The sequence below is a fragment of the Spirillospora sp. NPDC049024 genome (assembly GCF_040649235.1).
Lineage (GTDB): Bacteria > Actinomycetota > Actinomycetes > Streptosporangiales > Streptosporangiaceae > Spirillospora.
This window is the reverse complement of the sequence record NZ_JBEZFD010000007.1, coordinates 107,786-131,331: the sequence shown is the minus strand read 5'-3', so window position 1 is coordinate 131,331 and position 23,546 is coordinate 107,786. Positions and strand designations below refer to the sequence as shown.

Annotated in this window: 21 protein-coding genes; 19 read left to right on the top strand and 2 right to left on the bottom strand. The window is 73.6% G+C overall.

What is annotated here, in order from left to right; genetic code table 11:
• Positions 1-459 precede the first annotated feature (459 nt).
• From AB0C21_RS15180 to AB0C21_RS15100, 17 genes are all read left to right on the top strand, one after another.
• A complete protein-coding gene (locus tag AB0C21_RS15180) occupies positions 460-1,011 on the top strand; it encodes a Trp biosynthesis-associated membrane protein (RefSeq protein WP_500204730.1) in 552 nt (183 codons plus the stop codon).
• A complete protein-coding gene (locus AB0C21_RS15175) occupies positions 1,008-1,673 on the top strand; it encodes a response regulator transcription factor (RefSeq protein ID WP_353819760.1) in 666 nt (221 codons plus the stop codon). The genes AB0C21_RS15180 and AB0C21_RS15175 overlap by 4 nt, the downstream gene beginning before the upstream one ends.
• 19 nt (positions 1,674-1,692) lie before the next feature.
• Positions 1,693-2,121 (top strand): DUF2752 domain-containing protein, encoded by a 429-nt coding sequence (locus AB0C21_RS15170; protein WP_500204728.1) that lies wholly within the window; start codon positions 1,693-1,695, stop codon positions 2,119-2,121.
• Positions 2,122-2,233: 112 nt separating this feature from the next.
• Positions 2,234-3,040, top strand: coding sequence for an indole-3-glycerol phosphate synthase TrpC (trpC, locus tag AB0C21_RS15165; protein ID WP_149257248.1), 807 nt, complete (start codon positions 2,234-2,236; stop codon positions 3,038-3,040).
• Positions 3,041-3,180: 140 nt separating this feature from the next.
• Positions 3,181-4,413 carry a tryptophan synthase subunit beta gene (gene trpB / locus AB0C21_RS15160; RefSeq protein WP_500204955.1) on the top strand — a complete coding sequence of 411 codons (1,233 nt, stop codon included), beginning with the start codon at positions 3,181-3,183 and terminating at the stop codon, positions 4,411-4,413.
• The gene (trpA, locus tag AB0C21_RS15155) at positions 4,410-5,222 is read left to right on the top strand and encodes a tryptophan synthase subunit alpha (protein WP_500204726.1); all 813 of its coding nucleotides are present in this window, start codon (positions 4,410-4,412) and stop codon (positions 5,220-5,222) included. Before trpB ends, trpA begins: the two co-directional genes overlap by 4 nt.
• A gap of 171 nt (positions 5,223-5,393) precedes the next feature.
• Entirely contained in the window at positions 5,394-5,885 is a 492-nt protein-coding gene (locus AB0C21_RS15150; protein ID WP_149257245.1) for a vitamin K epoxide reductase family protein, read from the top strand.
• A 59-nt stretch (positions 5,886-5,944) separates the two neighbouring features.
• The gene (locus AB0C21_RS15145; protein ID WP_149257244.1) at positions 5,945-6,721 is read left to right on the top strand and encodes a DsbA family protein; all 777 of its coding nucleotides are present in this window, start codon (positions 5,945-5,947) and stop codon (positions 6,719-6,721) included.
• Between the two features lie 145 nt (positions 6,722-6,866).
• A complete protein-coding gene (locus tag AB0C21_RS15140) occupies positions 6,867-7,691 on the top strand; it encodes a DsbA family protein (RefSeq protein WP_500204722.1) in 825 nt (274 codons plus the stop codon).
• A 67-nt stretch (positions 7,692-7,758) separates the two neighbouring features.
• Positions 7,759-9,177: a prolipoprotein diacylglyceryl transferase gene (lgt, locus tag AB0C21_RS15135; protein ID WP_500204720.1), complete on the top strand. Its 1,419-nt coding sequence runs from the start codon at positions 7,759-7,761 to the stop codon at positions 9,175-9,177.
• A gap of 11 nt (positions 9,178-9,188) precedes the next feature.
• Entirely contained in the window at positions 9,189-9,923 is a 735-nt protein-coding gene (locus tag AB0C21_RS15130; protein ID WP_500204718.1) for a VIT1/CCC1 transporter family protein, read from the top strand.
• A 69-nt stretch (positions 9,924-9,992) separates the two neighbouring features.
• Positions 9,993-10,784, top strand: coding sequence for a hypothetical protein (locus AB0C21_RS15125; RefSeq protein ID WP_149257242.1), 792 nt, complete (start codon positions 9,993-9,995; stop codon positions 10,782-10,784).
• A gap of 52 nt (positions 10,785-10,836) precedes the next feature.
• Positions 10,837-12,012, top strand: a complete 1,176-nt coding sequence (locus AB0C21_RS15120; RefSeq protein ID WP_500204716.1) for a hypothetical protein — start codon at positions 10,837-10,839, stop codon at positions 12,010-12,012.
• 408 nt (positions 12,013-12,420) lie between these two features.
• Positions 12,421-16,992: a glutamate synthase large subunit gene (gene gltB / locus AB0C21_RS15115; protein ID WP_500204715.1), complete on the top strand. Its 4,572-nt coding sequence runs from the start codon at positions 12,421-12,423 to the stop codon at positions 16,990-16,992.
• 18 nt (positions 16,993-17,010) lie between these two features.
• Positions 17,011-18,474, top strand: a complete 1,464-nt coding sequence (locus tag AB0C21_RS15110) for a glutamate synthase subunit beta (RefSeq protein ID WP_500204714.1) — start codon at positions 17,011-17,013, stop codon at positions 18,472-18,474.
• A gap of 97 nt (positions 18,475-18,571) precedes the next feature.
• Entirely contained in the window at positions 18,572-19,087 is a 516-nt protein-coding gene (locus AB0C21_RS15105; RefSeq protein ID WP_500204713.1) for a helix-turn-helix transcriptional regulator, read from the top strand.
• Positions 19,084-19,536: a VOC family protein gene (locus tag AB0C21_RS15100; RefSeq protein WP_500204711.1), complete on the top strand. Its 453-nt coding sequence runs from the start codon at positions 19,084-19,086 to the stop codon at positions 19,534-19,536. Before AB0C21_RS15105 ends, AB0C21_RS15100 begins: the two co-directional genes overlap by 4 nt.
• 7 nt (positions 19,537-19,543) lie before the next feature.
• Here the strand turns inward: AB0C21_RS15100 and AB0C21_RS15095 are convergent, their stop codons facing one another.
• On the bottom strand, positions 19,544-20,971 hold the full coding sequence (locus AB0C21_RS15095) for a pyridoxal phosphate-dependent decarboxylase family protein (protein ID WP_500204709.1): 1,428 nt from the start codon (positions 20,969-20,971) through the stop codon (positions 19,544-19,546).
• A 289-nt stretch (positions 20,972-21,260) separates the two neighbouring features.
• Here AB0C21_RS15095 and AB0C21_RS15090 point away from each other — a divergent pair, with 289 nt between their 5' ends.
• Positions 21,261-22,121 carry a hypothetical protein gene (locus AB0C21_RS15090; RefSeq protein ID WP_500204706.1) on the top strand — a complete coding sequence of 287 codons (861 nt, stop codon included), beginning with the start codon at positions 21,261-21,263 and terminating at the stop codon, positions 22,119-22,121.
• A 15-nt stretch (positions 22,122-22,136) separates the two neighbouring features.
• Here the strand turns inward: AB0C21_RS15090 and AB0C21_RS15085 are convergent, their stop codons facing one another.
• Positions 22,137-22,820 carry a helix-turn-helix domain-containing protein gene (locus AB0C21_RS15085; protein WP_500204704.1) on the bottom strand — a complete coding sequence of 228 codons (684 nt, stop codon included), beginning with the start codon at positions 22,818-22,820 and terminating at the stop codon, positions 22,137-22,139.
• A gap of 108 nt (positions 22,821-22,928) precedes the next feature.
• Between AB0C21_RS15085 and AB0C21_RS15080 the strand changes: the two genes are divergently transcribed.
• Positions 22,929-23,486, top strand: coding sequence for a type 1 glutamine amidotransferase domain-containing protein (locus tag AB0C21_RS15080; RefSeq protein ID WP_500204702.1), 558 nt, complete (start codon positions 22,929-22,931; stop codon positions 23,484-23,486).
• The last annotated feature ends 60 nt before the right edge of the window (positions 23,487-23,546 follow it).

The window sequence follows — 23,546 nt, the reverse complement described above, 5'->3', positions numbered from 1 at the left end:
CCTTCGGGCCTGGCGGCCCTTGGCCTCGCGTTCGCGGTGGGGGCGTCCTTCGGGCCTGGCGGCCCTCGGTCTCGCGTCTGCGGTGGTTTTGTACTCCTGGCCTGGCGGCCTCGGCCTCGGGTCCGTGATGGTTCGGGCCTTCGGGCCTGGCGGCCCTTGGGCTCGGGTCCGGCTGGTTTGTACTCCGGGCCTGGCGGCCCTGGGGCTCATGTTCGGTGGGCGGGTCGCCATCGGGTCGGGTGGGGCTGGCGGCGGGCTTGCTTTGGTTGGAGCTCGGGTCGGGGGCTGGGAGTTGTGGTGTCTGCGGGGGTTGGGCTGGGGGGTCGTTGGGGGTTCGTACGGCTGCAATAAACTCAGGTGCATGTCCGTGGGAACGTCCGAAATGGTGGTCCGGCAGGTCGGTGTGCCAGTGGTGGGCCTTGAGCGGGGCGCCCTGTGACGCCTGGGCGTGAACGTGGGATGACCGCGGTGTTGTGCGCTGCTGGGGCCGGGCTTGTGTTGCTCGCCGCTGGGCGCACCTGGGCCACTGTCAAGGCGCAGGGGTCCATTACGCCGTTCACCCAGCAGCTGACCGGGGGCGACCTCGGGGGTGCGCCTGGGGCGTTGGGGTGGGCCGGGCTTGCTGGGCTTGCGGCTTTGCTGGCTACGCGGGGGCGGGTTCGGGCTGGGGTCGGGGTGCTCATCGCCCTGTTCGGGGTCGGGATCGCCTACGCGTCCACGGTGGCCGTGCAGCGGTCCAGTGTGCTGGCGGCCGCCGGTGACAAGAGTGCTTTGCTGAGGCTCGGTGCGCATCCCTTGCTGGACGTCAACCTGTGGTGGGTGGTGTCCGTGGCCGGTGGGGTCGTGCTGGTCGTGGCCGGAATGGTTACCGCTCTGCGCTCTGCGCACTGGCCTGGGATGTCGGCCCGGTATGAGCGCACCGCGCCGCGCCGGGCGGCGGAGGACGACCCGTCCGCCATGTGGAAGTCGCTCGACCGCGGCGAGGACCCGACCGCGCACGAGCGGTCGTGAGCGCCGACGGTGGCGGGGTCGTGCTCGTGGTCGAGCACGACCCCGCCGTCGCCGAGCTGGAGCGCCGCTACCTCGCCCGGGAGGGCTTCGACGTCGAGATCGAGGGCGACCCCGCCCGGGCGGCCGCCGCGGCGCAGCGCCGCCGGCCCGACGTCGTCGTCCTGGACCTGTCCACCTCCGCGCTGCCCGCCGACCTGTACCGGCGCGTCGCCGACGCCGCCCGGCCCGCCCCCGTCGTCGCCGTCACCGGGCCCCTCGACCCGGCGGTCGCGCACCTGCTCGGCGACCACCGCGTCGACCGGCCCTTCGGGCCCCGCGTCCTCGTCGCCGCCGTCGCCGAGGCCCTGCGCGCCGGCGGCCCCGCCGAGGCGCCCGGACCCCTGCGCGCCGGACGGATCGCCCTCGACCCGCGCGACCGGGCGGCCGTCGTCGGCGACCGCCGCGTCGCCCTCACCGTCACCGAGTTCGACCTCCTCGAGTTCCTGATGGCCAACCCCGGCCGCGTCTTCACCCGCGAGCAGCTCCTCGACGCCGCGTGGGGGCCCGGAGCCGGCGCCGGAAGCCGCACCGTCGACGTCCACGTCGCGCAGCTGCGGGCCAAACTCGGGGACGGCAGCCCCATCCGGACGGTGCGCGGCGTCGGCTACGTCCTGGATACGTGACCCGCTTAGGGTGGACGTCGTGACGCGCGTATCCGTACCTCAGCGGGCCGGCTTGCGGGCTCTGGCGCCGCACGCGGCGGTGCTGGGCGGGGTCGCGGCCGGAGTCCTGGTGGTGGCGTTCGGCGCGGACCCCAACGAACCGGGCCACTACCCCGGGTGCCCTTTCCTCGGGCTGACCGGGTTCTACTGCCCCGGGTGCGGAATGACGCGGCTCGTCTACGCGCTCGCACACGGGCACGTCGGCGTCGCGTTCGGGCTCAACCCGCTGCTGTTCGTCCTGCTGCCCGTCTTCGGCTACCTGTACGTGCGGTGGACGGTCACGACCGCGCGGGGACTGCCGATGCGGTCCGTCCTGTTCAAGCCGGCCGTCGCGTATTCGTTCGTCGGCCTTCTCATCGTCTACTGGATCGTGCGCAACCTGCCGTTCGCGCACGTGCTCGCGCCCTGACGCGCGCGGCCCGGCCGGCGGGGACCCGGACGGCCCTCCCGGGTGCGGGGCGCGTCGGAGGGGGCGGCTACGATCGGTGCACGGAACGACCTGAAATAGGGGGCCTGCGACCTTGAGCGTTTTGGACGAGATCATCGACGGCGTCCGGGCCGATCTCGCCGACAGGCAGCGCGAGGTCCCGCTCGACGCCCTCAAGGAGCGGGCGGCGAAGGCCCCGGCCCCCAAGGACGCGCTCGGCGCGCTGCGCGGGCAGGGCGTCTCGGTCATCGCCGAGGTCAAGCGGAGCAGCCCGTCCAAGGGCGCGCTCGCCGCGATCGCCGACCCCGCCGCGCTCGCCCGCGACTACGAGGCCGGCGGCGCCAAGGTCATCAGCGTGCTGACCGAGCGGCGCCGGTTCGGCGGCAGCCTCGCCGACCTCGCCGAGGTCCGCGCCAACGTCGACGTCGCCGTCCTGCGCAAGGACTTCATCGTCACCTCCTACCAGCTGTGGGAGGCGCGGGCCGCGGGCGCCGACATGGCGCTGCTGATCGTCGCCGCGCTGGAGCAGGACGCCCTCGTCTCGCTGGTCGAGCGCGCCGAGTCGATCGGGCTGGTGCCGCTCGTCGAGGTGCACACCGAGGAGGAGGCCGCCCGCGCGGTGGACGCGGGCGCCAAGGTCATCGGCGTGAACGCCCGCGACCTGCGCACCCTGCAGGTCGACCGCGGCGTGTTCGCCCGGGTCGCGCCCCTGATCCCCAAGGACGTCGTGAAGGTCGCCGAGTCCGGGGTGCGGGGCCCGCACGACCTGCTCGCCTACGCCTCCAGCGGCGCCGACGCGGTGCTGGTGGGGGAGAGCCTCGTGATCGGCAAGGACCCGCGCGCCGCCGTCGCCGACCTCGTCGCCGCCGGCGCCCACCCGGCGCTGCGGCAGAGCGGCTGAGGCACCGGCGGCCCTCCGCCCGCGACGACTGGATAGGCTACGGACATGCAGGTCGAACCGCTCCGGGAGCGATGGCGGGGCTGATCCAGGACCCCAGTGACCGGATCAGCAGCCTCTCCCACGACAGGACGCGTTTTCTCATGACCATGGACACCGCCGCGCGCGGTGCTGGAGCCCTGCCCGACGCCACGGGCCACTTCGGCCGCTTCGGCGGGCGGTTCGCCCCCGAGGCCCTCATGGCGGCCCTGGACGAACTCGCCCGCGAGTTCGAGACCGCCAAGAACGACCCCGCCTTCAACGCCGAGCTGGAGGACCTCCTCGCGAACTACGCGGGCCGCCCCAGCCTGCTGACGGAGGCCGCGCGCTTCTCCGAGCACGCGGGCGCCCGGGTGCTGCTCAAGCGCGAGGACCTCAACCACACCGGCTCCCACAAGATCAACAATGTGCTCGGCCAGGCGCTGCTCACCAAGCGGATGGGCAAGAGCCGCGTGATCGCCGAGACCGGTGCCGGCCAGCACGGCGTCGCCACCGCCACGGCCGCGGCGCTGCTCGGCCTGAGCTGCACCGTCTACATGGGCGAGGTCGACACCGAGCGGCAGGCCCTCAACGTCGCCCGGATGCGCATGCTCGGCGCCGAGGTCGTCCCCGTGCGGACCGGCAGCCGCACCCTCAAGGACGCCTGCAACGAGGCGTTCCGCGACTGGGTCGCCACCGTCGACGACACCCACTACTGCATCGGCTCGGTGATGGGCCCGCACCCGTTCCCGCTGATGGTCCGCGACTTCCAGCGCGTCATCGGCGTCGAGGCCCGGCGGCAGTGCGTGGAGATGACCGGCGCCCTCCCGGACGCCGTCGTCGCCTGCGTCGGCGGCGGCTCCAACGCGATCGGCACCTTCCACGCCTTCGTCGGCGACGCGTCCGTCCGGCTGTACGGCTTCGAGGCGGGCGGCGACGGCGTCGCCACCGGCAAGCACGCCGCGACCCTCGTCGGCGGCTCCCTCGGCGTCATCCACGGCATGCGGACCTACCTGCTGCAGGACGACGACGGCCAGACCATGGAGACCCACTCGATCTCCGCCGGGCTCGACTACCCCGGCGTCGGCCCCGAGCACTCCTGGCTGCACGACACCGGCCGCGCCGAGTACCGCGAGATCACCGACGCCGAGGCGATGGACGCGTTCGCGCTGCTGTGCCGCACCGAGGGCATCATCCCGGCGATCGAGTCCGCGCACGCGCTCGCCGGCGCGCTGAAGGTCGGCAAGGAGCTCGGCCCCGACGCCACGATCGTCGTCTGCCTGTCCGGACGGGGCGACAAGGACATGCACACGGCCGCCGCCTTCTTCGGCCTGATGCCCGAGGGAGAGAACGCGTGACCGTCCAGACCGCCTACGACAAGGCCAAGGCCGACGGGCGCGCCGCCCTCGTCGGCTACCTGCCCGCGGGCTTCCCCACCTACGAGGGCGCCGTCGAGGCCGCCAAGACCATGGTGGACGCGGGCTGCGACGTCATCGAGATCGGCCTGCCCTACACCGACCCGATGATGGACGGCCCCACCATCCAGGACGCCGTCCACCAGGCGCTCGTCGGCGGGATCCGCGTCGCCGACGTCTTCCGCACCGTCGAGGCCGTCGCCGCCACCGGCGTCCCCACCCTCGTCATGACGTACTGGAACCCCGTCGACCACTACGGCGTCGACCGGTTCGCCCGCGACCTCGCCGCCGCCGGCGGCGCCGGCCTGATCACGCCCGACCTCACGCCCGAGGAGGGCGGGGCGTGGCTGGAGGCCTCCGACGCCCACGGCCTCGACCGGGTGTTCCTCGTCGCGCTCAGCTCCACCGACGAGCGCATCGAGACGATCACCCGGGCGTGCCGCGGCTTCGTCTACGCGGCGTCGCTGATGGGCGTCACCGGCGCCCGCTCCGCCCTCGACACCGGCGCCCCGCGCCTGGTGGAGCGGACCCGCGCCGTCCTGGACAAGGCCGGCCGGGCCCTGCCCGTCGGCCTCGGCCTCGGCGTCGGAACCGGCGCCCAGGCCGCCGAGGTCGCCGGGTTCGCCGACGGCGTGATCGTCGGTTCGGCGTTCATCCGCCGGCTGCTGGACGCCCCCGACCTCGCCTCGGGGCTCGCCGGCGTCCGGGCGCTCACCGAGGAGCTGGCCGCGGGCGTCCGGCACGGCCGCTGATCGTTCCGGACAGGCCGCGGCGTCCGCGCGGGACCGGCGAAACCCGGCTCCGCGCGGACGCCCGCCCACGTCGCGGGAACTCGGGGCGGTCCGGGCGGAGTTGAAGGCTTGAGGCGCCGCCGCTCTCCAATAGGGTGTGACCGCCGGCACAGGCGGTCGCGGGAGGATCAGATGACGCAAGAGATGACGGTGAAGAGCCGGGCGGGGGCTGCGGGGCAGCCGCTGCCGCCCGCGTGGCTCCAGGCCGCGGCGTGGGTGCTGACCCTCGCCGGCCTCGGCATCTCCGTCTACCTGACGATCTCGCACTACGACGAGGGCGCCCTGGTGTGCTCGGCGTCCCGGACGGTGGACTGCCACGCCGTCACCACCAGCGAGTACTCCACCCTGGCGGGCGTCCCGATGCCGCTGTTCGGCCTCGCGTTCTTCGTGGCGTTCGGCGCTCTGCTGACGCCGTGGGCGCTCCGGTCGACCTGGGCGCCGCTGCGCTGGGGGCGGGTCGCGGCCACCTCGGTGGGCGTGCTGTTCGTGGTCTACCTGGTGACCGTCGAGCTGGCGCTCCTGCACAAGATCTGCCTGTGGTGCACCGGCGTCCACGTCATCACCGTCCTGCTGTTCCTCCTCGTCCTGGCCGACGAATTCCGGCGGGTCGGCCAGGTCGACTAGTCTCGCCGCCGTAGCGCGCCGCACCGTGCCGGCGCTGTTCCGCACGCATAGGAGAACCAATGAGCAAGGCCGCACGAGAGCGGTCCGCGAGGGAGCGCCTGGCCGCCGAGCGCAAGCGGCAGGCGGCGCGGGAGAAGCAGCGGCGGCTGCTCGCCATCGTCCTCGGGTCGGTGGTGGCCGTGGCGGTCATCGTGGTCGCGACCGTCCTCGTCATCGACCAGAAGAACAAGAACGGCCGCGCCGAGGTGCACAAGGGCGCACTCGCCCCCCTCAGCCGCCAGGCCGACGGCTCCATCCTGATGGCGCAGTCCGGGGTCGCCAAGCCGCAGCTGGAGATCTTCGAGGACTTCCAGTGCCCGATCTGCAAGCAGTTCGAGGAGGCGACCGGCCAGACCGTCCAGAACCTCGCCCAGCAGGGCAAGGTCAAGGTCGTCTACCGGCCGTTCCACCTGTTCGGCCAGCAGAAGGACCCCGTCCGGATCAACTCGCTGCGCGCGGCCGAGGCCGCCCTGTGCGTCCCGGCCGACAAGTGGGTCTCCTACCACGACGCGCTCTTCAAGTTCCAGCCCCCCGAGGGCGAGAAGGGCTTCTCGCCCGACGACCTCGTCAAGTGGGGCAAGGACGTCGGCGTCACCGACCCGAACTTCGAGAAGTGCGTGCGGGACGGGCAGAAGAAGTCCACGGTCGACGCGATGACCAAGTACGCCCTGCAGGACCGCGGCGTCCAGGGCACGCCGACCGTCTTCCTCGACGGCAAGCAGCTCGACCAGTCGCAGTTCATGAACCCCGCCGCCCTGCGGGCGACGATCGAGTCCGCGGCGGCCGCCGCCAAGTGACCGGCCGCGTCCACGACGCCTGAACCCCGAGCGCCGCGCCGTCCCCTCCCGGACGGCGCGGCGCCGCGTTTTCCCGGCCCGGCACCCCCTTCCCCGCTACGCTCGTAGTCGCTCACGTATACGCAGAGTCACGATCGGGGGATCGATGAGCGACCAGGGCAGGGAGCCGTCCGCGCGCGAGAGGCTCGCGGACCGGCAGGCGCGGGCCGCGGCCCGGCAGCGGCGCCAGAGGATGCTGCTCGTCATCCTCGGCGCCCTCGCCGTGGTCGCGGTCGCGGTCGTGGTGGGCGTCGTCACGCTCAACCGGCACGGCGAGAAGCCGCTGGAGAAGTCCTACCAGGGCGCCCTGGCGCCCGCCGCCCGCCAGCGGGACGGGTCCGTCGCGATGGCGCAGCCGGGCGTCGCCGCGCCGGTCCTCGACGTGTGGGAGGACTTCCAGTGCCCCGCCTGCAAGGCGATGGAGGAGCGGATCGGCGCGACGATGAAGCAGCTCGCCGCGGAGGGCAGGCTCAAGGTCGTCTACCGGCCGTTCCAGCTCTTCCAGCAGGACCCGCTGATGGCCAACTCGCGGCGCGCCGCGAACGCCGCCGCCTGCATGCCCGCCGACCACTGGGTCAGGTACCACGACAAGCTCTACGCCGAGCAGCCGCCCGAGGGCGAGACGGGCTTCCCCGACGCGGACCTCGTCCGATGGGCCGAGCAGCTGGGGGTCGCCGACCCGTCCTTCGCCGCCTGCGTCCGCGGCAACCAGAAGATCAAGACGGTGGACCAGGCGAGCGCCCAGGCCGGCCGGGCGGGCGTCGACGCGACCCCCTACCTCGCGCTGAACGGCAAGAAGGTCCGCAACGACGTCCTGGGCTCGCCGGACGACCTCAGGAAGGCCGTCGCGAAGGCCGGCGGCGGCTCTCCGGGGCCGGGGAGCACCCAGTCCGGCGCCACGTCAGGCGGCGCCGGCGAGGGAACGGCGTAGATGACGATCTCGTAGCGGTCCCGGAGGGGGCGCACACTGCGCCCCGGAGGCGGTAACGTCAACGGTCATGCACCCGGTCGCCTACATACCGAGTCCCTCGCAGGGCGTCTGGCACCTCGGCCCCGTGCCGCTGCGCGCCTACGCCATCATGATCATCCTCGGCATCGTCGCCGCGGTCTGGCTGGGCGAGCGCCGCTGGGCCGCCAAGGGCGGCACGCCCGGCGTGATCATCGACGTGGCCGTGTGGGCGGTGCCGTTCGGCCTCGTCGGCGGGCGGCTCTACCACGTGATCACCGACTACCAGCGCTACTTCGGGGAGAACGGCGACCCGGTCCGGGCGCTGGAGATCTGGAAGGGCGGCCTCGGCATCTGGGGCGCCGTCGCGCTCGGCGCGCTCGGCGCGGTCATCGGCTGCCGGCGGCGCGGGATCTCGGTGCTGGCGCTCGGCGACGCGGTGGCGCCCGGCATCGCGCTCGCGCAGGCGATCGGCCGCTGGGGCAACTACTGGAACCAGGAGCTCTACGGCCGCCCGCTGGACGCCTTCTGGGCCCTGAAGATCGACGAGAACCACCGTCCCATGCTGGACGGCGGGCCCGGCCTCGACCCCAAGTACGCCGACGTCGCCACCTACCACCCGACGTTCCTGTACGAGTCGCTGTGGTGCGTCGGCGTCGCGATCCTCGTGATCTGGGCCGACCGCCGCTACAAGCTCACGCACGGCCGCGCGTTCGCCCTCTACGTCGCCGCCTACACCGTCGGGCGCGGCTGGATCGAGGCCCTGCGCATCGACGACGCCCACCACGTCCTCGGGCTGCGGCTCAACGACTGGACGTCCATCGTCGTCTTCGCCGGCGCGGTCGCCTACCTGTACCTGGCCCGCGGCCGCACCGGCCCGGAGAACGTCGGCGCCCCGGCCACGGCCGTCGAGGCCGCGCCGTCCGCCGCCGCCCCCGCCGCGGAGGCCTCCGAGGCGCAGGAAGGCGCGCAGGACGCCGCGCCGGAGGACACCACCGCCGCGGACGCGACGGCCGAAGAGGCGACGGCCGGCGGTACAGCGGCCGGAGACACGGCGGTCGAAGACGCGGCACCCGCAGACGCGGCACCCGCAGACGCGGCGGTCGACGACGTGGCGGAGCGCGCGGACGAGGAGCCTGTCGCGGAGCCCGCCGCGGAGGACGAAGCGGCGCAGGCCGAGGTCGCGGAGGCCGACGAGCCCGCGGCCGGCGGAGTGGAGCCGGCGGCGGCGACCGTCGAGGAGCCCGAGCCGGAACCCGAGGCCGTCGAGGAGGGCCCTGCGCCCGAGGCGAAGGGCGACGCTGCGGCCGAGCCCGAGGCCGAGAGCGCGGCCGAGAGCGGGTCCGAGGCGGCCGCCGGCAACGGCGCCCCCGCCGCCGAGGCCGCGGACGCGGCCGGGGACAATGGGGCCGACGGTGCCGCCGACCACGACCGCGTGGAGAAGGGGGAGCCCGTCAAGGACGGGAAGTAGGAAAGGCCACGGTGTCCGACACAGGGGAGAAGACCGGGGAGCGCGGCGTGCGCCCGGAGCAGCACCACCAGCACCGGGACGTCACCGGCGGCTGGCTGCGGCCCGCGGTGTTCGGCGCGATGGACGGGCTGGTCTCCAACTTCGCCCTGATCGCCGGGGTCGCGGGCGGCCAGGCGACCCAGAAGGTCGTGCTGCTGGCGGGCCTCGCGGGCCTGGCGGCGGGCGCGTTCTCGATGGCGGCGGGGGAGTACATCTCGGTCGCCTCCCAGTCGGAGCTGGCGGAGGCGGAGATCGAGGTGGAGCGGCTGGAGCTCGCCCGCCACCCGGCGGCCGAGCAGCGGGAGCTCGCCGAGGTCTTCGAGGCGCGCGGCGTCGACCCCGAGACGGCCGCCGAGGTCGCGCGGCAGCTGTCCCGCAACCCGGACGAGGCGCTGGAGGTGCACGCCCGGGAGGAGCTCGGGGTGACGCCCGGCGACCTGCCCTCACCGCTGCTGGCGGCGGGCTCGTCGTTCCTGTCGTTCGCGGTCGGCGCGCTGCTCCCGGTGCTGCCGTACCTGCTGGGCGCCACCAGCCTGTGGCCGGCGGCGATCGTCGCGGCGCTCGGGCTCTTCGGCGCCGGGGCGCTGGTGTCGCGGATCACGGCCCGCCCGTGGTGGTTCGGCGGGTCGCGGCAACTGCTGTTCGGCGCCGCCGCGGCCGTCACCACCTACGGGTTCGGCGCGCTGATCGGAAGCAGCGGGATCTAACCCAAGGAATCTGGGCGAAACCACCTTTTGGGCGCGCGAGGGGGACCCGGACCGCTAAGCTCCGGGGCTGTGATCGAGGCTCGTGACTCCGGTTCCGCCGAGGCCGCCGAGGGCCGCCGGCGGGACTTCTGGCCGGCGGAGGACTCCGGCCGCAAGCTCCCCAGTCCCAAGCTGCTGTTCGGCGCGGCCGCCGCGCTGGTCGCGGTGATCGTCGCGGTCGTCGCGGTGGTCCTGCTGACCGGCGGGGGCGACGAGGCGAAGCCGCAGCAGCGGGCGGTGCCGACCGCCTACGCGCCCGACTACCTCGGCGAGGGCTTCGCCAAGCTCGCCTCCCGGTCGAACGACTCCCGCCCGATCACCGAGGGCGAGGCGTTCTCCGCCAAGACCCTGAAGTCGGGCAAGTACGCGTTCACGCTGGCCGAGTCGAAGCTGAGCTCCGACTGCAAGGAGGCCACCTGGGGCGGCCGGCTGCAGGGCGACCTCGCCAAGTACCAGTGCAGCCAGATCGCCCGCGCCGCCTACGTCAGCGACGACAAGAAGCACGTCGGCCAGTTCGCCGTGATCAACATGGTGAGCGAGGAGGGCGTCAAGCAGGTCCTCCGCGACCTGGAGCCGGCGACCGGCGCGGGCTGGGTGTCCCCGCTGCAGCCGAAGGGCGTCCCCGCGTTCGGGCCCGGCTTCACCGCCGCCTACACCAAGACCTACGGCCACTACGCCGTGGTCACCTGGGTGGAGCGCGCCGGTGGCGCGCAGCCCGCCTCGCTCAACGAGATGATCGATGTGAGCCTGGTCATCGAGAACGCCGCCGACTTCCTGTACGGGCGCCTCGACCTGGTCTCCGGCGGGAAGACCGGGCAGTGAGCCGGCCGGGGACGGGCGCGCCGGCGACCGGCGGCGAGTAGTCTGCGCGGTCGTGGACCCCGATGAGCAGCGCCGCGGCTCCGGGCGGCCCCCGGTGAGCCGCCAGGGCCGCAGGCAGCCCGCCGCGCGCAGGACGGCGCAGTCCCGGGCGGGCGGCCCGCGCCGCACGCCCCCGCCCCGCCGTCCCGCGGCCCGCCGGGAGCGCCCCGCCCCTCCGCCCCCCAGGACGCCCTACGACGACCTTCCGTACGAGGACTCCTTCCAGGACGACGCGTTCGCCCCCGGGGACGCCCACACCGGCGTCCCGCCCGAGGGCGACGGCGCCGCCCGCGCCGGGCGGCCGGACAAGCGCGGCAAGGCCCGCCAGGGCAAGGCCCAGCGCGGTAGGACCAAGCGCGGCAAGGCAGAGCGCGGCAAGCCCAAGGACGCGGGCAGGGCTCCGGGACGCCCCGGAGCGCCGGAGCGCCAGGGCGGCCCGGCACGGCGCGCGGGCGGGCCGGGCCCGAAGCTGTACTTCGCCGCGGCGGCCGTCCTCGGGGTGCTGGTCCTGCTCGGCGCCGCAGCGGTCGTCCTGAGCGGCGACGACGCCCCCGAGTCGAAGGAGCCGACCGGCGCGAGGATCGGACGGGCCGCCGGGACGGGCCCGTCGCCGGCCTCCTACTCCAGTTCGCCGTCCAGCTCCGCCTACGCCGGGATCGCGAACCGCAGCGGGGACCCGCAGCCGCTGACGGTCGGCGAGGCCTTCCCGTCCTCGGCGGCGAAGCTGCCCGTCCCGGACGGGAAGATCGCGGTGAAGCTGCGCGCCAAGCGGCTGGACGCCGACTGCGCCGCCGCCGTTTGGGGCGGGTCCGTCGCCGAGGAGCTCGGCAGGGGCGGCTGCACGCAGGCCGCCCGCGGGATCTACTCCGACACCGAGCACGGGTACGCGCTGGCCGTCGCCGTGTTCAACCTGGCCGGGTCGGCGGACGCCGACCGGTTCGTCGCGAGGCTGGAGACCACGATCGGCGCGGGTTTCGTCCGGCCGCTGGAGGCCCCCGCCCCCCTGGACCGCTTCGGCCGGGGCTTCGGGATGGCGCGGGGCCTCGCGATGGGCCACTTCGCGGTGGTGTCATGGGCGCAGCGCCTGGACGGCAAGGGCGACGAGAAGGACGAGAACCTGCTGTCGCTGCTGATCGAGGGCGGCAAGGCCCCGGCGGTGCTGGGCCGCGCGGCCCGCGGCACCGGCTGAAACCCCCGTCCCGCTGAGGCCCGCCCCCGCTCAAGCCCGTCCTGGTCAGGGCTGTTCTGCCAAGGCCCGGCCCGCCCGAGGTCCGGCCCGGCCGGGGCCGGCCCGGTCGAGGCCCGGCCCGGGTTTGGGACGGTGCATTTTTCGGTACGTCTTGGGCGTGACACCGTAAACATCGGGCCCCGGTGATGATCCTCACCGAGGTCACGGCGTTTCGCGGCGGGACCGGGCCGGTAACCTGGTCTAAACCACTCCGAGATGACGCACGTCCGATCGCGCCGACGAAGTTTCGCGATCTGGTGCAGTCGGGCATGATCCCGACAGTGATGTAATGTCATCTCACCGCAGCAGGGCCAACGTCGTCCCGTGCCGCACTGACATCGAAGCAGTGACACGACGACGGGAGGGTTGATGGCTGCTGCTGCCCTCACACCTGATGGCCGTGTACCGGGACGCCCCCAGCCGCAGGGACTGTACGACCCGGCCAACGAGCACGACGCCTGCGGCGTCGGCATGGTCGCCGACCTGCACGGACGCAAGAGCCACGACATCGTCCAGAACGCCCTGGACGTACTGAAGAACCTGGACCACCGGGGCGCCGTCGGCGCGGAGCCCGACGACGGCGACGGCGTCGGCATCCTCGTCCAGATCCCGGACGCGTTCTTCCGCGAGGTCTGCGACTTCCCGCTCCCCGAGGCCGGCGGCTACGCGGCCGGCCTCGCGTTCCTGCCCGCGGACGGCGACGAGCGCGCCGCCGCGGTCGCCCACGTCGAGACGCTGTGCGTGGAGGAGGGCCTCACGGTCCTCGGCTGGCGCGAACTCCCGCACGACCCCCACTTCACCGGCCCGGCCGCCCGCCGGGTCATGCCGCACTTCGCGCAGCTGTTCCTCGCCCCCGCGGCGGGCGGCCCGCACGAGGGCAAGACCGGCCTGGACCTGGACCGCGCCGTGTTCTGCATGCGCGAGCGCGCCGAGCAGGACGTGCGGGTCTACTTCCCGAGCCTGTCCAGCCGGACGATCGTCTACAAGGGGATGCTGACCACCCCGCAGCTGGAGCCGTTCTTCCCCGACCTGTCGGACCGCCGCTTCACCAGCGCGATCGCGCTGGTCCACTCGCGGTTCTCCACCAACACGTTCCCGGCCTGGGAGCTCGCCCACCCGTACCGGTTCATCGCCCACAACGGCGAGATCAACACCGTGAAGGGCAACCGGAACTGGATGCGGGCCCGCGAGGCGCTGCTGAAGTCCGACCTCATCCCCGGGGACATCTCCCGGATCTTCCCGGTGATCGACATCGAGGCGTCCGACACCGCGTCGTTCGACGAGTGCCTGGAGCTGCTGCACCTCGGCGGCCGGTCGCTGCCGCACGCGGTGCTGATGATGATCCCGGAGGCGTGGGAGAACCACACCGAGATGGACCCGGCCCGCCGGGCCTTCTACGAGTTCCACTCCACGCTGATGGAGGCGTGGGACGGCCCCGCCAGCGTCAGCTTCACCGACGGCACCGTCGTCGGCGCGGTCCTGGACCGCAACGGGCTGCGCCCCGGCCGGTACTGGGTGACCGACGACGGCCTGGTCGTGCTGGCCAGCGAGGCCGGCGTGCTCGACATCCCCGCCGCCAAGGTCGTCCGCAAGGGCCGGCTCCAGCCCGGCAAGATCTTCCTGGTGGACACCGCCGCCGGGCGGATCGTCGAGGACGACGAGGTCAAGGCCGAGCTGGCCGCCGAGCACCCGTACGGGCAGTGGCTGCACGAGGGCCTCGTCCGGTTCGAGGAGCTGCCGCAGCGCGAGCGGGAGATCCCGACCCACGAGACGCTCGTCCGCCGGCAGCAGACGTTCGGCTACACCCTCGAAGAGCAGCGGATCATCCTGTCGCCGATGGCGCGGACGGGCGCGGAGCCGATCGGGTCGATGGGCACCGACACCCCGATCGCGGTGCTGTCGGAGCGCCCGCGGCTGCTGTTCGACTACTTCAAGCAACTGTTCGCGCAGGTCACGAACCCGCCGCTGGACGCGATCCGCGAGGAGCTCGTCACCTCGCTGCAGTCCACGCTCGGCCCGGAGGGCAACCTGCTGGACCCCGGCCCGGACTCGTGCCGGCGCCTGGTGCTGCCGACCCCGATCCTGGACAACGACGAGCTCTCCAAGATCATCCACATCGACGACGAGGGGTCGCTGCCGCATCTGGCCGCCTACGTCGTGCACGGCCTGTACGAGGTCGCCGGCGGGGGAGAGGCCCTCCAGGCCCGCCTGGAGGAGATCAACTCCGAGGTCAGCCGGGCCATCGAGGCCGGCGCGCGGATCATCGTGCTGTCGGACCGCGGCGCCGACTCCGCCCGCGCCGCGATCCCGGCGCTGCTGCTGACCGGCGCCGTGCACCACCACCTGATCCGGGAGAAGACCCGCACCCAGGTCGGCCTCGTGATCGAGACGGGCGAGGCCCGCGAGTGCCACCACATGGCGCTGCTCATCGGGTACGGCGCGTCCGCGATCAACCCGTACCTGGCGATCGAGACCGTCGAGGACCTCGTCCGCGGCGGCGTGATCGAGGGCCTGGACCCGGCGAAGGCCGTCCGGAACCTGGTGAAGGCGTACGGCAAGGGCGTCCTGAAGGTCATGTCGAAGATGGGCGTGTCCACGGTCGCGTCCTACACCGGCGCGCAGATCTTCGAGGCGATCGGGCTCGGCGAGGACGTGGTGTCGCGCTGCTTCACCGGCACCACCTCCCGGCTCGGCGGCGTCGGCTTCGACGTGCTGGCCCGCGAGGTCGCCGAGCGGCACGCCCGCGCCTACCCGCCGGGCGGCAACGAGCCGGCGCACCGCACCCTGGAGGTCGGCGGCGAGTACCAGTGGCGCCGCGAGGGCGAGCCGCACCTGTTCAACCCGGACACGGTGTTCAAGCTGCAGCACGCCACCCGCACCCGCCGCTACGAGATCTTCAAGGAGTACACCTCCAAGGTCGACTCGCAGGCCGAGAAGCTGATGACGCTCCGCGGGCTGTTCCGGCTCCGGGAGGGCGACCGGGAACCGGTGCCGATCGAGGAGGTCGAGCCGGTCTCGGAGATCGTCAAGCGGTTCTCCACCGGCGCGATGTCGTACGGCTCCATCTCGGCGGAGGCGCACGAGACCCTCGCGATCGCGATGAACCGCCTCGGCGGCAAGTCCAACACCGGCGAGGGCGGCGAGGACCCGGCGCGCTTCACCCCGGACGAGAACGGCGACCTGCGGCGCAGCGCGATCAAGCAGGTGGCCTCCGGCCGGTTCGGCGTGACCTCGGAGTACCTCACCAACTCCGACGACATCCAGATCAAGATGGCGCAGGGCGCCAAGCCCGGCGAGGGCGGCCAGCTGCCCGGCCACAAGGTCTACCCGTGGATCGCCAAGACCCGGCACTCCACCCCGGGCGTCGGCCTCATCTCGCCGCCGCCGCACCACGACATCTACTCGATCGAGGACCTCGCGCAGCTCATCCACGACCTGAAGAACGCCAACCCGGCGGCGCGCGTGCACGTCAAGCTCGTCGCCGAGGTCGGGGTCGGCACGGTCGCGGCCGGGGTGTCCAAGGCGCACGCCGACGTGGTGCTCATCTCCGGGCACGACGGCGGCACCGGCGCGTCCCCGCTGACGTCGCTGAAGCACGCCGGCGCGCCGTGGGAGCTCGGCCTCGCCGAGACGCAGCAGACGCTGCTGCTGAACGGGCTGCGCGACCGCATCGTCGTGCAGACCGACGGGCAGATGAAGACCGGGCGGGACGTCGTCGTCGCGGCGCTGCTCGGCGCCGAGGAGTACGGCTTCGCGACCGCGCCGCTGGTGGTGTCGGGCTGCGTCATGATGCGGGTCTGCCACCTGGACACCTGCCCGGTCGGCGTCGCCACCCAGAACCCCGTGCTGCGGCAGCGGTTCACCGGCAAGCCCGAGTTCGTCGTGAACTTCTTCGAGTTCATCGCCGAGGAGGTCCGCGAGTACCTGGCGGCCCTCGGGTTCCGGTCGCTGGACGAGGCGATCGGGCACGTCGAGATGATCGACACCCGCGAGGCGGTCGAGCACTGGAAGGCGGCCGGCCTCGACCTGGCCCCGATCCTGCACGTCCCGGAGGTCGCCCCGGGCGGGGCCCTGCACCGCGTCACCGAGCAGGACCACGGGCTGGAGAAGGCCCTGGACAACACGCTCATCCAGCTCGCCGAGGGCGCGATCTCGTTCGGCGACCCGGTGCGGCTGGAGCTGCCGATCCGCAACGTCAACCGGACGGTCGGCACCATGCTCGGCCACGAGGTGACCAAGAAGTGGGGCGGCGGGGGACTCCCCGACGACACCATCGACGTCACCTTCACCGGCTCGGCGGGCAACTCGTTCGGCGCGTTCGTCCCGCGCGGCATCACGCTGCGGCTGGTCGGCGACGCCAACGACTACGTCGGCAAGGGCCTGTCGGGCGGCCGGGTCACGCTGCGTCCCCCGGCGGACGCCGGGTTCGCGGCCGAGGAGCAGATCATCGGCGGCAACGTGATCCTCTACGGCGCCACGTCCGGCGAGCTGTTCGCCCGCGGGGTCGTCGGCGAGCGGTTCTGCGTCCGCAACTCCGGCGCCACCGCCGTCGTCGAGGGCGTCGGCGACCACGCCTGCGAGTACATGACCGGGGGCCGCGCGGTGATCCTCGGACGGACCGGCCGCAACCTCGCGGCCGGCATGTCCGGCGGCATCGCCTACGTCCTGGACCTGGTACCCGAGCGGGTCAACACCGAGATGGTCGACCTGGAGCCGCTGGACGCCGCGGACACGGACCTCGTCCGGACGCTGACCGAGCGGCACCTGGCCGAGACCGGCTCCGCGGTGGCCCGCCGGCTGCTGGAGGACTGGGACGCCTCCGCGGCCCGCTTCACCAAGATCATGCCGCGCGACTACCGGCGGGTCCTGGACGCCATGGCCAAGGCCGAGGCCGAGGGGCGCGACGTCGACGAGGCCGTCATGGCCGCGGCGCAGGCCTGAGAGAGGGGGACTTCCAACATGGCTGACCCGAAGGGTTTCCTGACCGTCGGGCGGGAGCTCCCGAAGCGCCGCCCGGTCGACGTGCGGATCAAGAGCTGGTCCGAGGTCTACGAGGACTTCGGCACGGACCGGCTGGAGAAGCAGGCGAGCCGCTGCATGGACTGCGGCATCCCGTTCTGCCACCAGGGCTGCCCGCTCGGCAACCTCATCCCCGAGTGGAACGACCTCGTGTACCGCAAGGACTGGCACGAGGCCGTGGAGCGGCTGCACGCCACCAACAACTTCCCGGAGTTCACCGGGAGGCTGTGCCCGGCCCCGTGCGAGAGCGCCTGCGTCCTCGGCATCAACCAGGACCCGGTGACCATCAAGCGGGTCGAGGTCGAGATCATCGACCGTGCGTTCGCGGAGGGCTGGGTGCGCCCGCAGCCGCCGTCCGTCCAGACCGGCAAGCGGGTCGCCGTCGTCGGCTCGGGGCCCGCGGGCCTCGCCGCCGCCCAGCAGCTCACCCGCGCCGGGCACGACGTCACGGTGTACGAGCGCGCCGACCGCGTCGGCGGCCTGCTGCGCTACGGCATCCCCGAGTTCAAGATGGAGAAGCGGCACCTCGACCGGCGCCTCGCCCAGATGCGCGCCGAGGGCACCGCCTTCCGGACCTCGGTGAACGTCGGCGTCGACATCACCGCGGACGACCTGCGCGCGTCCCACGACGCCGTCGTCCTGGCGGGCGGCGCCACCGCCTGGCGGGACCTGCCCGTCCCCGGGCGCGAGCTCAAGGGCGTCTACCAGGCGATGGAGTACCTGCCGCCCTCGAACAAGGTGCAGGAGGGCGACTACGAGGAGTCGCCCATCTCCGCGAAGGGCAAGCACGTCGTCGTGATCGGCGGCGGCGACACCGGCGCCGACTGCATCGGCACCGCGATCCGGCAGGGCGCGGCGTCGGTCACCCAGCTGGAGATCATGCCGCAGCCGCCGCAGGCGCGCCCCGACGGCCAGCCGTGGCCGACCTACCCGATGCTGTTCAAGGTGGAGAGCGCCCACGAGGAGCTCGCCGACATGGGCGGCGACCGCGTCTACGCCGTGTCCACCACCGAGTTCGTGGGCGACGCGGACGGCAACGTCCGCGCGCTGAGGCTCGTGGAGGTCGGCGGCCCGCAGACCGGGTTCGCGCCCGTCGAGGGCACCGAGCGGGAGATCCCCGCCGAGCTGGTCACGCTCGCCATGGGCTTCCTCGGCCCGCAGCGCGAGGGCCTGCTGGAGCAGCTCGGCGTCGAGCTGGACCAGCGCGGCAACGTGGTCCGCGACCGCGACTACCGGACGTCCGTGGACGGCGTGTACGCCGCGGGCGACATGGGCCGCGGCCAGTCCCTGATCGTCTGGGCCATCGCCGAGGGCCGCGCCGCCGCGCACGGCGTCGACGCCTACCTCGGCGGCCGGACGAACCTGCCGTACCCGATCCCGCCGACGGCGCGCCCGATCGCCTGACCATGCGGTGACGGCCGGGCCCTGGAGCACTCCTCCAGGGCCCGGCCGTCGTGCGCCGGCCTCCAGGCCTGTCGGAGGCGTGTGCCAGCATCGGGGCATGGGAACCGCTCGGGGGACGGCGGCCGCGCCGCCCGCCCTGGACACCGCCGTCCTGCGCCGGATGAGGATCGCCCGCGACGCCATGGACCGCGAGTGGGCCGAGCCGCTGGACGTCTCCGCCGTCGCCGCCCGCGCCGGGTACTCCCGCTACCACTTCGTCCGGCTCTTCCACGAGGTCTACGGCGAGCCGCCCGGCGCCTACCTCGCCCGGCGCCGCATCGAACGCGCGCAGGACCTGCTCCGCACCGCCAACCTCACCGTCACCGAGATCTGCATGCAGGTCGGCTTCAGCAGCCTCGGCACCTTCTGCACCCGCTTCAAGCAGCAGACCGGCACGACCCCCACCGAGTTCCGCAGGCGGGCCCGCGCCGGCGGCGCCTCCGCCATCCCCGGGTGCTTCGTGCTGTTCTGGGCGGGCGGCTTCCGCGAGCAGCAAGAATCGAGAAGGCCGGGCGGGCCGCCGCGTTCTAGCGTGAACGCGTCAACCCAGTTCACCAAGGAGACACCGGCATGATCACCAATCTCGGGCTGGCCACCGTCTGGGTGCTCGACCAGGACTCGGCCAAGGCGTTCTTCACCGAGAAGCTCGGCCTGGAGGTCCGCGACGACATGACGCTCGGCGAGGGCGGCATGCGGTGGGTCACCGTCGGCGCCAAGGGCCAGCCCGAACTGAGCCTCGCCCTCATGGTCCCCGGCCCGCCCACCATGGACCCCGACTCCGCCGCCCACATGAGGGCGCTCATCGCCAAGGGCGTCCTCGGCGCCGGCGCCTTCAACACCGACGACTGCCAGGCCGAGTACGAGCGGCTGTCGGCCCTCGGCGTCGAGTTCGTCCACCCTCCGGAGAGGCGCCCCTACGGGATCGAGGCGGTCTTCCGGGACGACTCCGGCTGCTGGTACAGCCTCACCCAGCCCTTCGACGAGCTCGACGAGACCGCCCCCTGGCCCGGCGGCGCGGGCTGAGCGGCCCTCACCCGGCGAGCCGGGCGCCGAGTTCCCGGAGCACGTCCACGAGCCGCTCCACGTCGGCCTTCGTCGTCCGCCAGTTCACCGGCGCCGGACGGAACACCGTCATGCCCCGGTAGGTGGTGGTGCCCGCGTAGACGCGGCCGTCCGCGAGCAGGGCCTCGCCCAGGCGCGCGTTCAGCTCGTCCAGACGCTCCTCCGGGACGCCCTCCGGGCGGTACCGGAAGCACGCGATGCAGAGCCGCACCGGCGCGAGCAGCTCCAGGTCGGGCGCCGCCTCGACGAGCCCGCCCAGATGGGCGGACACGTCGAGGTGGCGCTCCACCATCTCCCGGTACCCGTCCCGCCCGTACGCCCGCAGCGTCGCCCAGATCGGCAGCGCCCGCGCGCGGCGGGACGACTCCGGGCCCAGCATGTTGTAGTTGACCCGCTCGCCGTCGGGGTCCGGCAGGTACGCCGCGCCCCACGCGCCGAACGCGCGGCTCAGCCACGCCGGGTCCCGGACGAAGGAGAACCCGCTCTCGTACGGCACGTTCAGCCACTTGTGGCCGTCCGCCGTCACCGAGTCCGCCCGCTCGACACCGCGCGCGAGATGCGCCGTCCGCGGGCTGAGCGCCGCGAACAGGCCGAACGCGCCGTCCACGTGGAGCCACGCCCCGTGCCGCTCCGCGAGGTCCGCCAGCTCGGCGACCGGGTCGCTGTCGCCGGTGTTCACCTCGCCGAGATTCGCCACGACGACCGCGCGCCCGCCCGCCTCGGCGAGCGCGGCGTCCATCGCCGCGAGATCGACCCGCCCCGCGTCGTCGCGGGCGAACGTCCGGACGGTGTCGCGGCCGCAGCCCAGGATCTGCAGCGCCTTGCGGGTGCTGACGTGCACCAGCCCGCTGCTGAGCACCGGCATCGCCGGCAGCCCCGCCAGGCCCTGCGACGCGACGTCCACGCCGTGCTCGGCCGCCCACCAGTGCCGCGCGCACGCCAGACCCGTCACGTGCGCGAACGTGGCGCTCGGCGTCAGCACGCCGCCGAACCCCGCCGGCAGCCCGAACAGCTCCTTCAGCCAGCGCAGCACGACCGTCTCCGCCCGCGCCGCCAGCGGCGACGTCAGCCACAGCCCGGCGGCCTGGTCCAGCAGCGACGCCGCCCAGTCGCCCGCCATCGCCGCCGGCGTCGACCCGCCCACCACGAAATGGAAGAACCGCGGACCCGACGAGTGCGTCGCCGCCCGGGTGCCGACCCGCACCAGCCGCTCGACCGCGGCCACCGCGCCGTCCCCCTGCTCGGGCAGCGGCCCGTCGAGCTCGTCCAGCAGCGGGTCCATCGACCGGTCGTGGACGGGACGGTCCGGCAGGCTCGCCAGGTACGGTCCCGCCGCCCGGGCCACCACCGCGAGCGGGTCACCGGCCACGTCATGCTCGTCCAGCGGATCACTCATGGCGCAAGGAGATCACAGACACGGTCCCGCCGGGAACGCCCGATGGTTCGGAAAGGGGCGACTTGTGGTCTTCGCGCTGGTCGGCTACGGTCCCGCCAGGGTTCGCCCCGCGGCGGCCGGGCGCCTCCGCGGCTCCCTCCGCGCCCCCGGCGACCACCCCGGGGCCGCTCGCTCCCGCACCCCGCGACGCGGGACCTCAGGGGCCCGGCCACCCACCGCTGGGGTGGCCGGGCCCACCGCGTCCGATTCCTACAAGACGCGCGCCCCTCTCCCGCCTAGCGTCGGGACCATGAAGGTCCTGCACCGAACCGGCCTCGCACGCGCCGCGGAGTTCATGCGCCTCAACGCCCGCCTCATCGACCGGCACCGCTTCGCCCTCCACTTCCGCGGCGGCCCCGCCGCGCCCGTCCTCGCCGCCCTCAGGGCCTACGAGAACCCCGACGGCGGATACGGGCACGCCCTGGAACCCGACCTGCGCGGCGAGGACAGCCAGCCCGTCCCCGCCCAGCACGCCCTGCAGTTCCTCCACGAGGCCGGCGCCGACGACGACCCCGCCGTCACGCGCGTCGCCGGCTACCTCGCCTCCATCACCACCGACGGCGGGGGAGTGCCGTTCGTCCTGCCGACCGTCCGCGACGCGCCCCACGCCCCCTGGTGGCAGACCCCCGACGACCCGCCCGGCACCATCAACCCCACCGCCACCCTCGCCGGCATGCTCCACCGCGCCGGCGCCGACCACCCCTGGCTCGGACCCGCCACCGACTTCTGCTGGCGCTACCTGGAGGCCCCCGGAGCCGAACCCGGCGCCTACGACGTCCTCGCCGTGCTGACCTTCCTCGACCACGTCCCCGACCGCGACCGCGCGGAGGCCTCCTTCGCCCGCGTCCGCGACCTCCTCGCCGCCCACGCCCGCAGCGACCACCAGGAGCCCCTCGACTTCGCCCCCGACCCCGGCGGCTACGGGCGCCGCCTCTTCGACACCGACCGCATCGACGCCTGCCTGGACGCCCTCATCGACGAGCAGGGCGACGACGGCGGCTGGGACGTCGCCTTCCCCATCTGGACGCCGATCACCCGTCTCGAATGGCGCGGCTTCGTCACCGTCGAACGCCTCAGGGCGCTGCGCGCCTACGGGCGCCTCAAGCCCTGACCGGGCCGGAAGCGGTCACAGCAGGTTGCGGACGGGCTCGCCCGCCAAGTCCCGCACTTCGTGGGCGAAATGGGCCTGGTCGGCGTAACCCGCCGCGAACGCGGCCTCCGCCAGCGGCGACCCCGCCCGCGCCAGGCCCAGCGCCCGCTGGAACCGCAGCACCCGCTGCAGCGTCTTCGGCCCGTACCCGAACGCCGCCAGCGACCGGCGCCGCAACTGCCGCTCACCGATCCCGAGCGCGTCCGCCACCCCCCGGACCGAACCCCTCGCCAGGCCCGCGACCACCCCGGCGACGAACGGATCCGCGGGCCCCATCCGCTCCCGCACGGCCGCGACAAGCGCACCCCGGCGATCGTCCGCCGCCGCCACGGCCTCCGCCAGCCGGTCGGCCTCCCCGCCCCACAACTCCCGCAGCGGCACCCGCCCGTCCCGGAGCGCGTCGGCCGGGACGCCCAGCACCGGCGGCGCCGTCCCCGGCGCGAACCGCACCGCCGCGATCTCCTCACCCGGCCGCATGACCGCCGGCATCGGGCCCGTGTCCGGACCCGCCACCAGGATCCCGCCGCCCGCCCAGATGAGGTCCACGCAGCCGTCCGGGAGCACGCGCTGGACGAACGGCTCGGCGTCCGGCGGCAGCGCCGCCGTCCACGAGCAGGCCAGGCCCGGCGTCCGGTGCTCGCGATAGCCCGTGGGGTTCACCCCTCCTGCATACCACCCGCGTGCGCGGAGCCTGCATACCGCCCGCGTTCCCGGGCAGGGGCCACAGAGCCGACTTGACCGACCCCATCGGCTCAAATGGAGGAGACCATGCCTAACAACGATCTTCAGGGCAAGACCATCGCCTTCCTGTGCGCTCCCGAGGGCACCGAGCAGATCGAACTGACCGAGCCGTGGAAGGCCGTGGAGCAGGCCGGCGCCACCCCGCGCCTCGTCTCCACGCAGTCCGGCCGCCTCCAGGCGTTCAACCACCTGGACAAGGGCGACACCTTCCCCGTCGACACCACCGTCGACGTCTCCCGGCACACCGAGTTCGACGGCCTCGTCCTGCCCGGCGGCGTCGCCAACCCCGACTTCCTGCGCACCGACCCCGACGCCGTCGCGTTCGCCCGGTCCTTCTTCGACGCGGGCAAGCCCGTCGCCGTGATCTGCCACGCCTCCTGGACCCTCATCGAGGCCGGCGTCGTCCGGGGCCGGACCATGACGTCCTGGCCGAGCCTGCGGACCGACCTGCGCAACGCGGGGGCGACCTGGGTGGACGAGGAGGTCCAGATCTGCGAGGACGGCCCCAACGTCCTGGTCAGCAGCCGCAAGCCCGACGACCTCAAGGCGTTCTGCCAGGCCGCCGTGGAGGCGTTCAAGCGGTGACGCGGCCACATGTGGTCTAGACCTCTGACCTAGACCACTGGGTGAACCCCGGGGGACCAT

What these genes read in the sequence shown, in the direction of transcription:
- gltB (WP_500204715.1), top strand. Translation starts at nt 12,421, where the DNA reads ATGGCTGCTGCTGCCCTCACACCTGATGGCCGTGTACCGGGACGCCCC.
- AB0C21_RS15150 (WP_149257245.1), top strand. Translation starts at nt 5,394, where the DNA reads ATGACGCAAGAGATGACGGTGAAGAGCCGGGCGGGGGCTGCGGGGCAG.
- AB0C21_RS15090 (WP_500204706.1), top strand. Translation starts at nt 21,261, where the DNA reads ATGAAGGTCCTGCACCGAACCGGCCTCGCACGCGCCGCGGAGTTCATG.
- AB0C21_RS15140 (WP_500204722.1), top strand. Translation starts at nt 6,867, where the DNA reads ATGAGCGACCAGGGCAGGGAGCCGTCCGCGCGCGAGAGGCTCGCGGAC.
- AB0C21_RS15080 (WP_500204702.1), top strand. Translation starts at nt 22,929, where the DNA reads ATGCCTAACAACGATCTTCAGGGCAAGACCATCGCCTTCCTGTGCGCT.
- AB0C21_RS15110 (WP_500204714.1), top strand. Translation starts at nt 17,011, where the DNA reads ATGGCTGACCCGAAGGGTTTCCTGACCGTCGGGCGGGAGCTCCCGAAG.
- AB0C21_RS15145 (WP_149257244.1), top strand. Translation starts at nt 5,945, where the DNA reads ATGAGCAAGGCCGCACGAGAGCGGTCCGCGAGGGAGCGCCTGGCCGCC.
- lgt (WP_500204720.1), top strand. Translation starts at nt 7,759, where the DNA reads ATGCACCCGGTCGCCTACATACCGAGTCCCTCGCAGGGCGTCTGGCAC.
- AB0C21_RS15180 (WP_500204730.1), top strand. Translation starts at nt 460, where the DNA reads ATGACCGCGGTGTTGTGCGCTGCTGGGGCCGGGCTTGTGTTGCTCGCC.
- AB0C21_RS15105 (WP_500204713.1), top strand. Translation starts at nt 18,572, where the DNA reads ATGGGAACCGCTCGGGGGACGGCGGCCGCGCCGCCCGCCCTGGACACC.
- AB0C21_RS15095 (WP_500204709.1), bottom strand. Translation starts at nt 20,971, where the DNA reads ATGAGTGATCCGCTGGACGAGCATGACGTGGCCGGTGACCCGCTCGCG.
- AB0C21_RS15100 (WP_500204711.1), top strand. Translation starts at nt 19,084, where the DNA reads ATGATCACCAATCTCGGGCTGGCCACCGTCTGGGTGCTCGACCAGGAC.
- trpB (WP_500204955.1), top strand. Translation starts at nt 3,181, where the DNA reads ATGACCATGGACACCGCCGCGCGCGGTGCTGGAGCCCTGCCCGACGCC.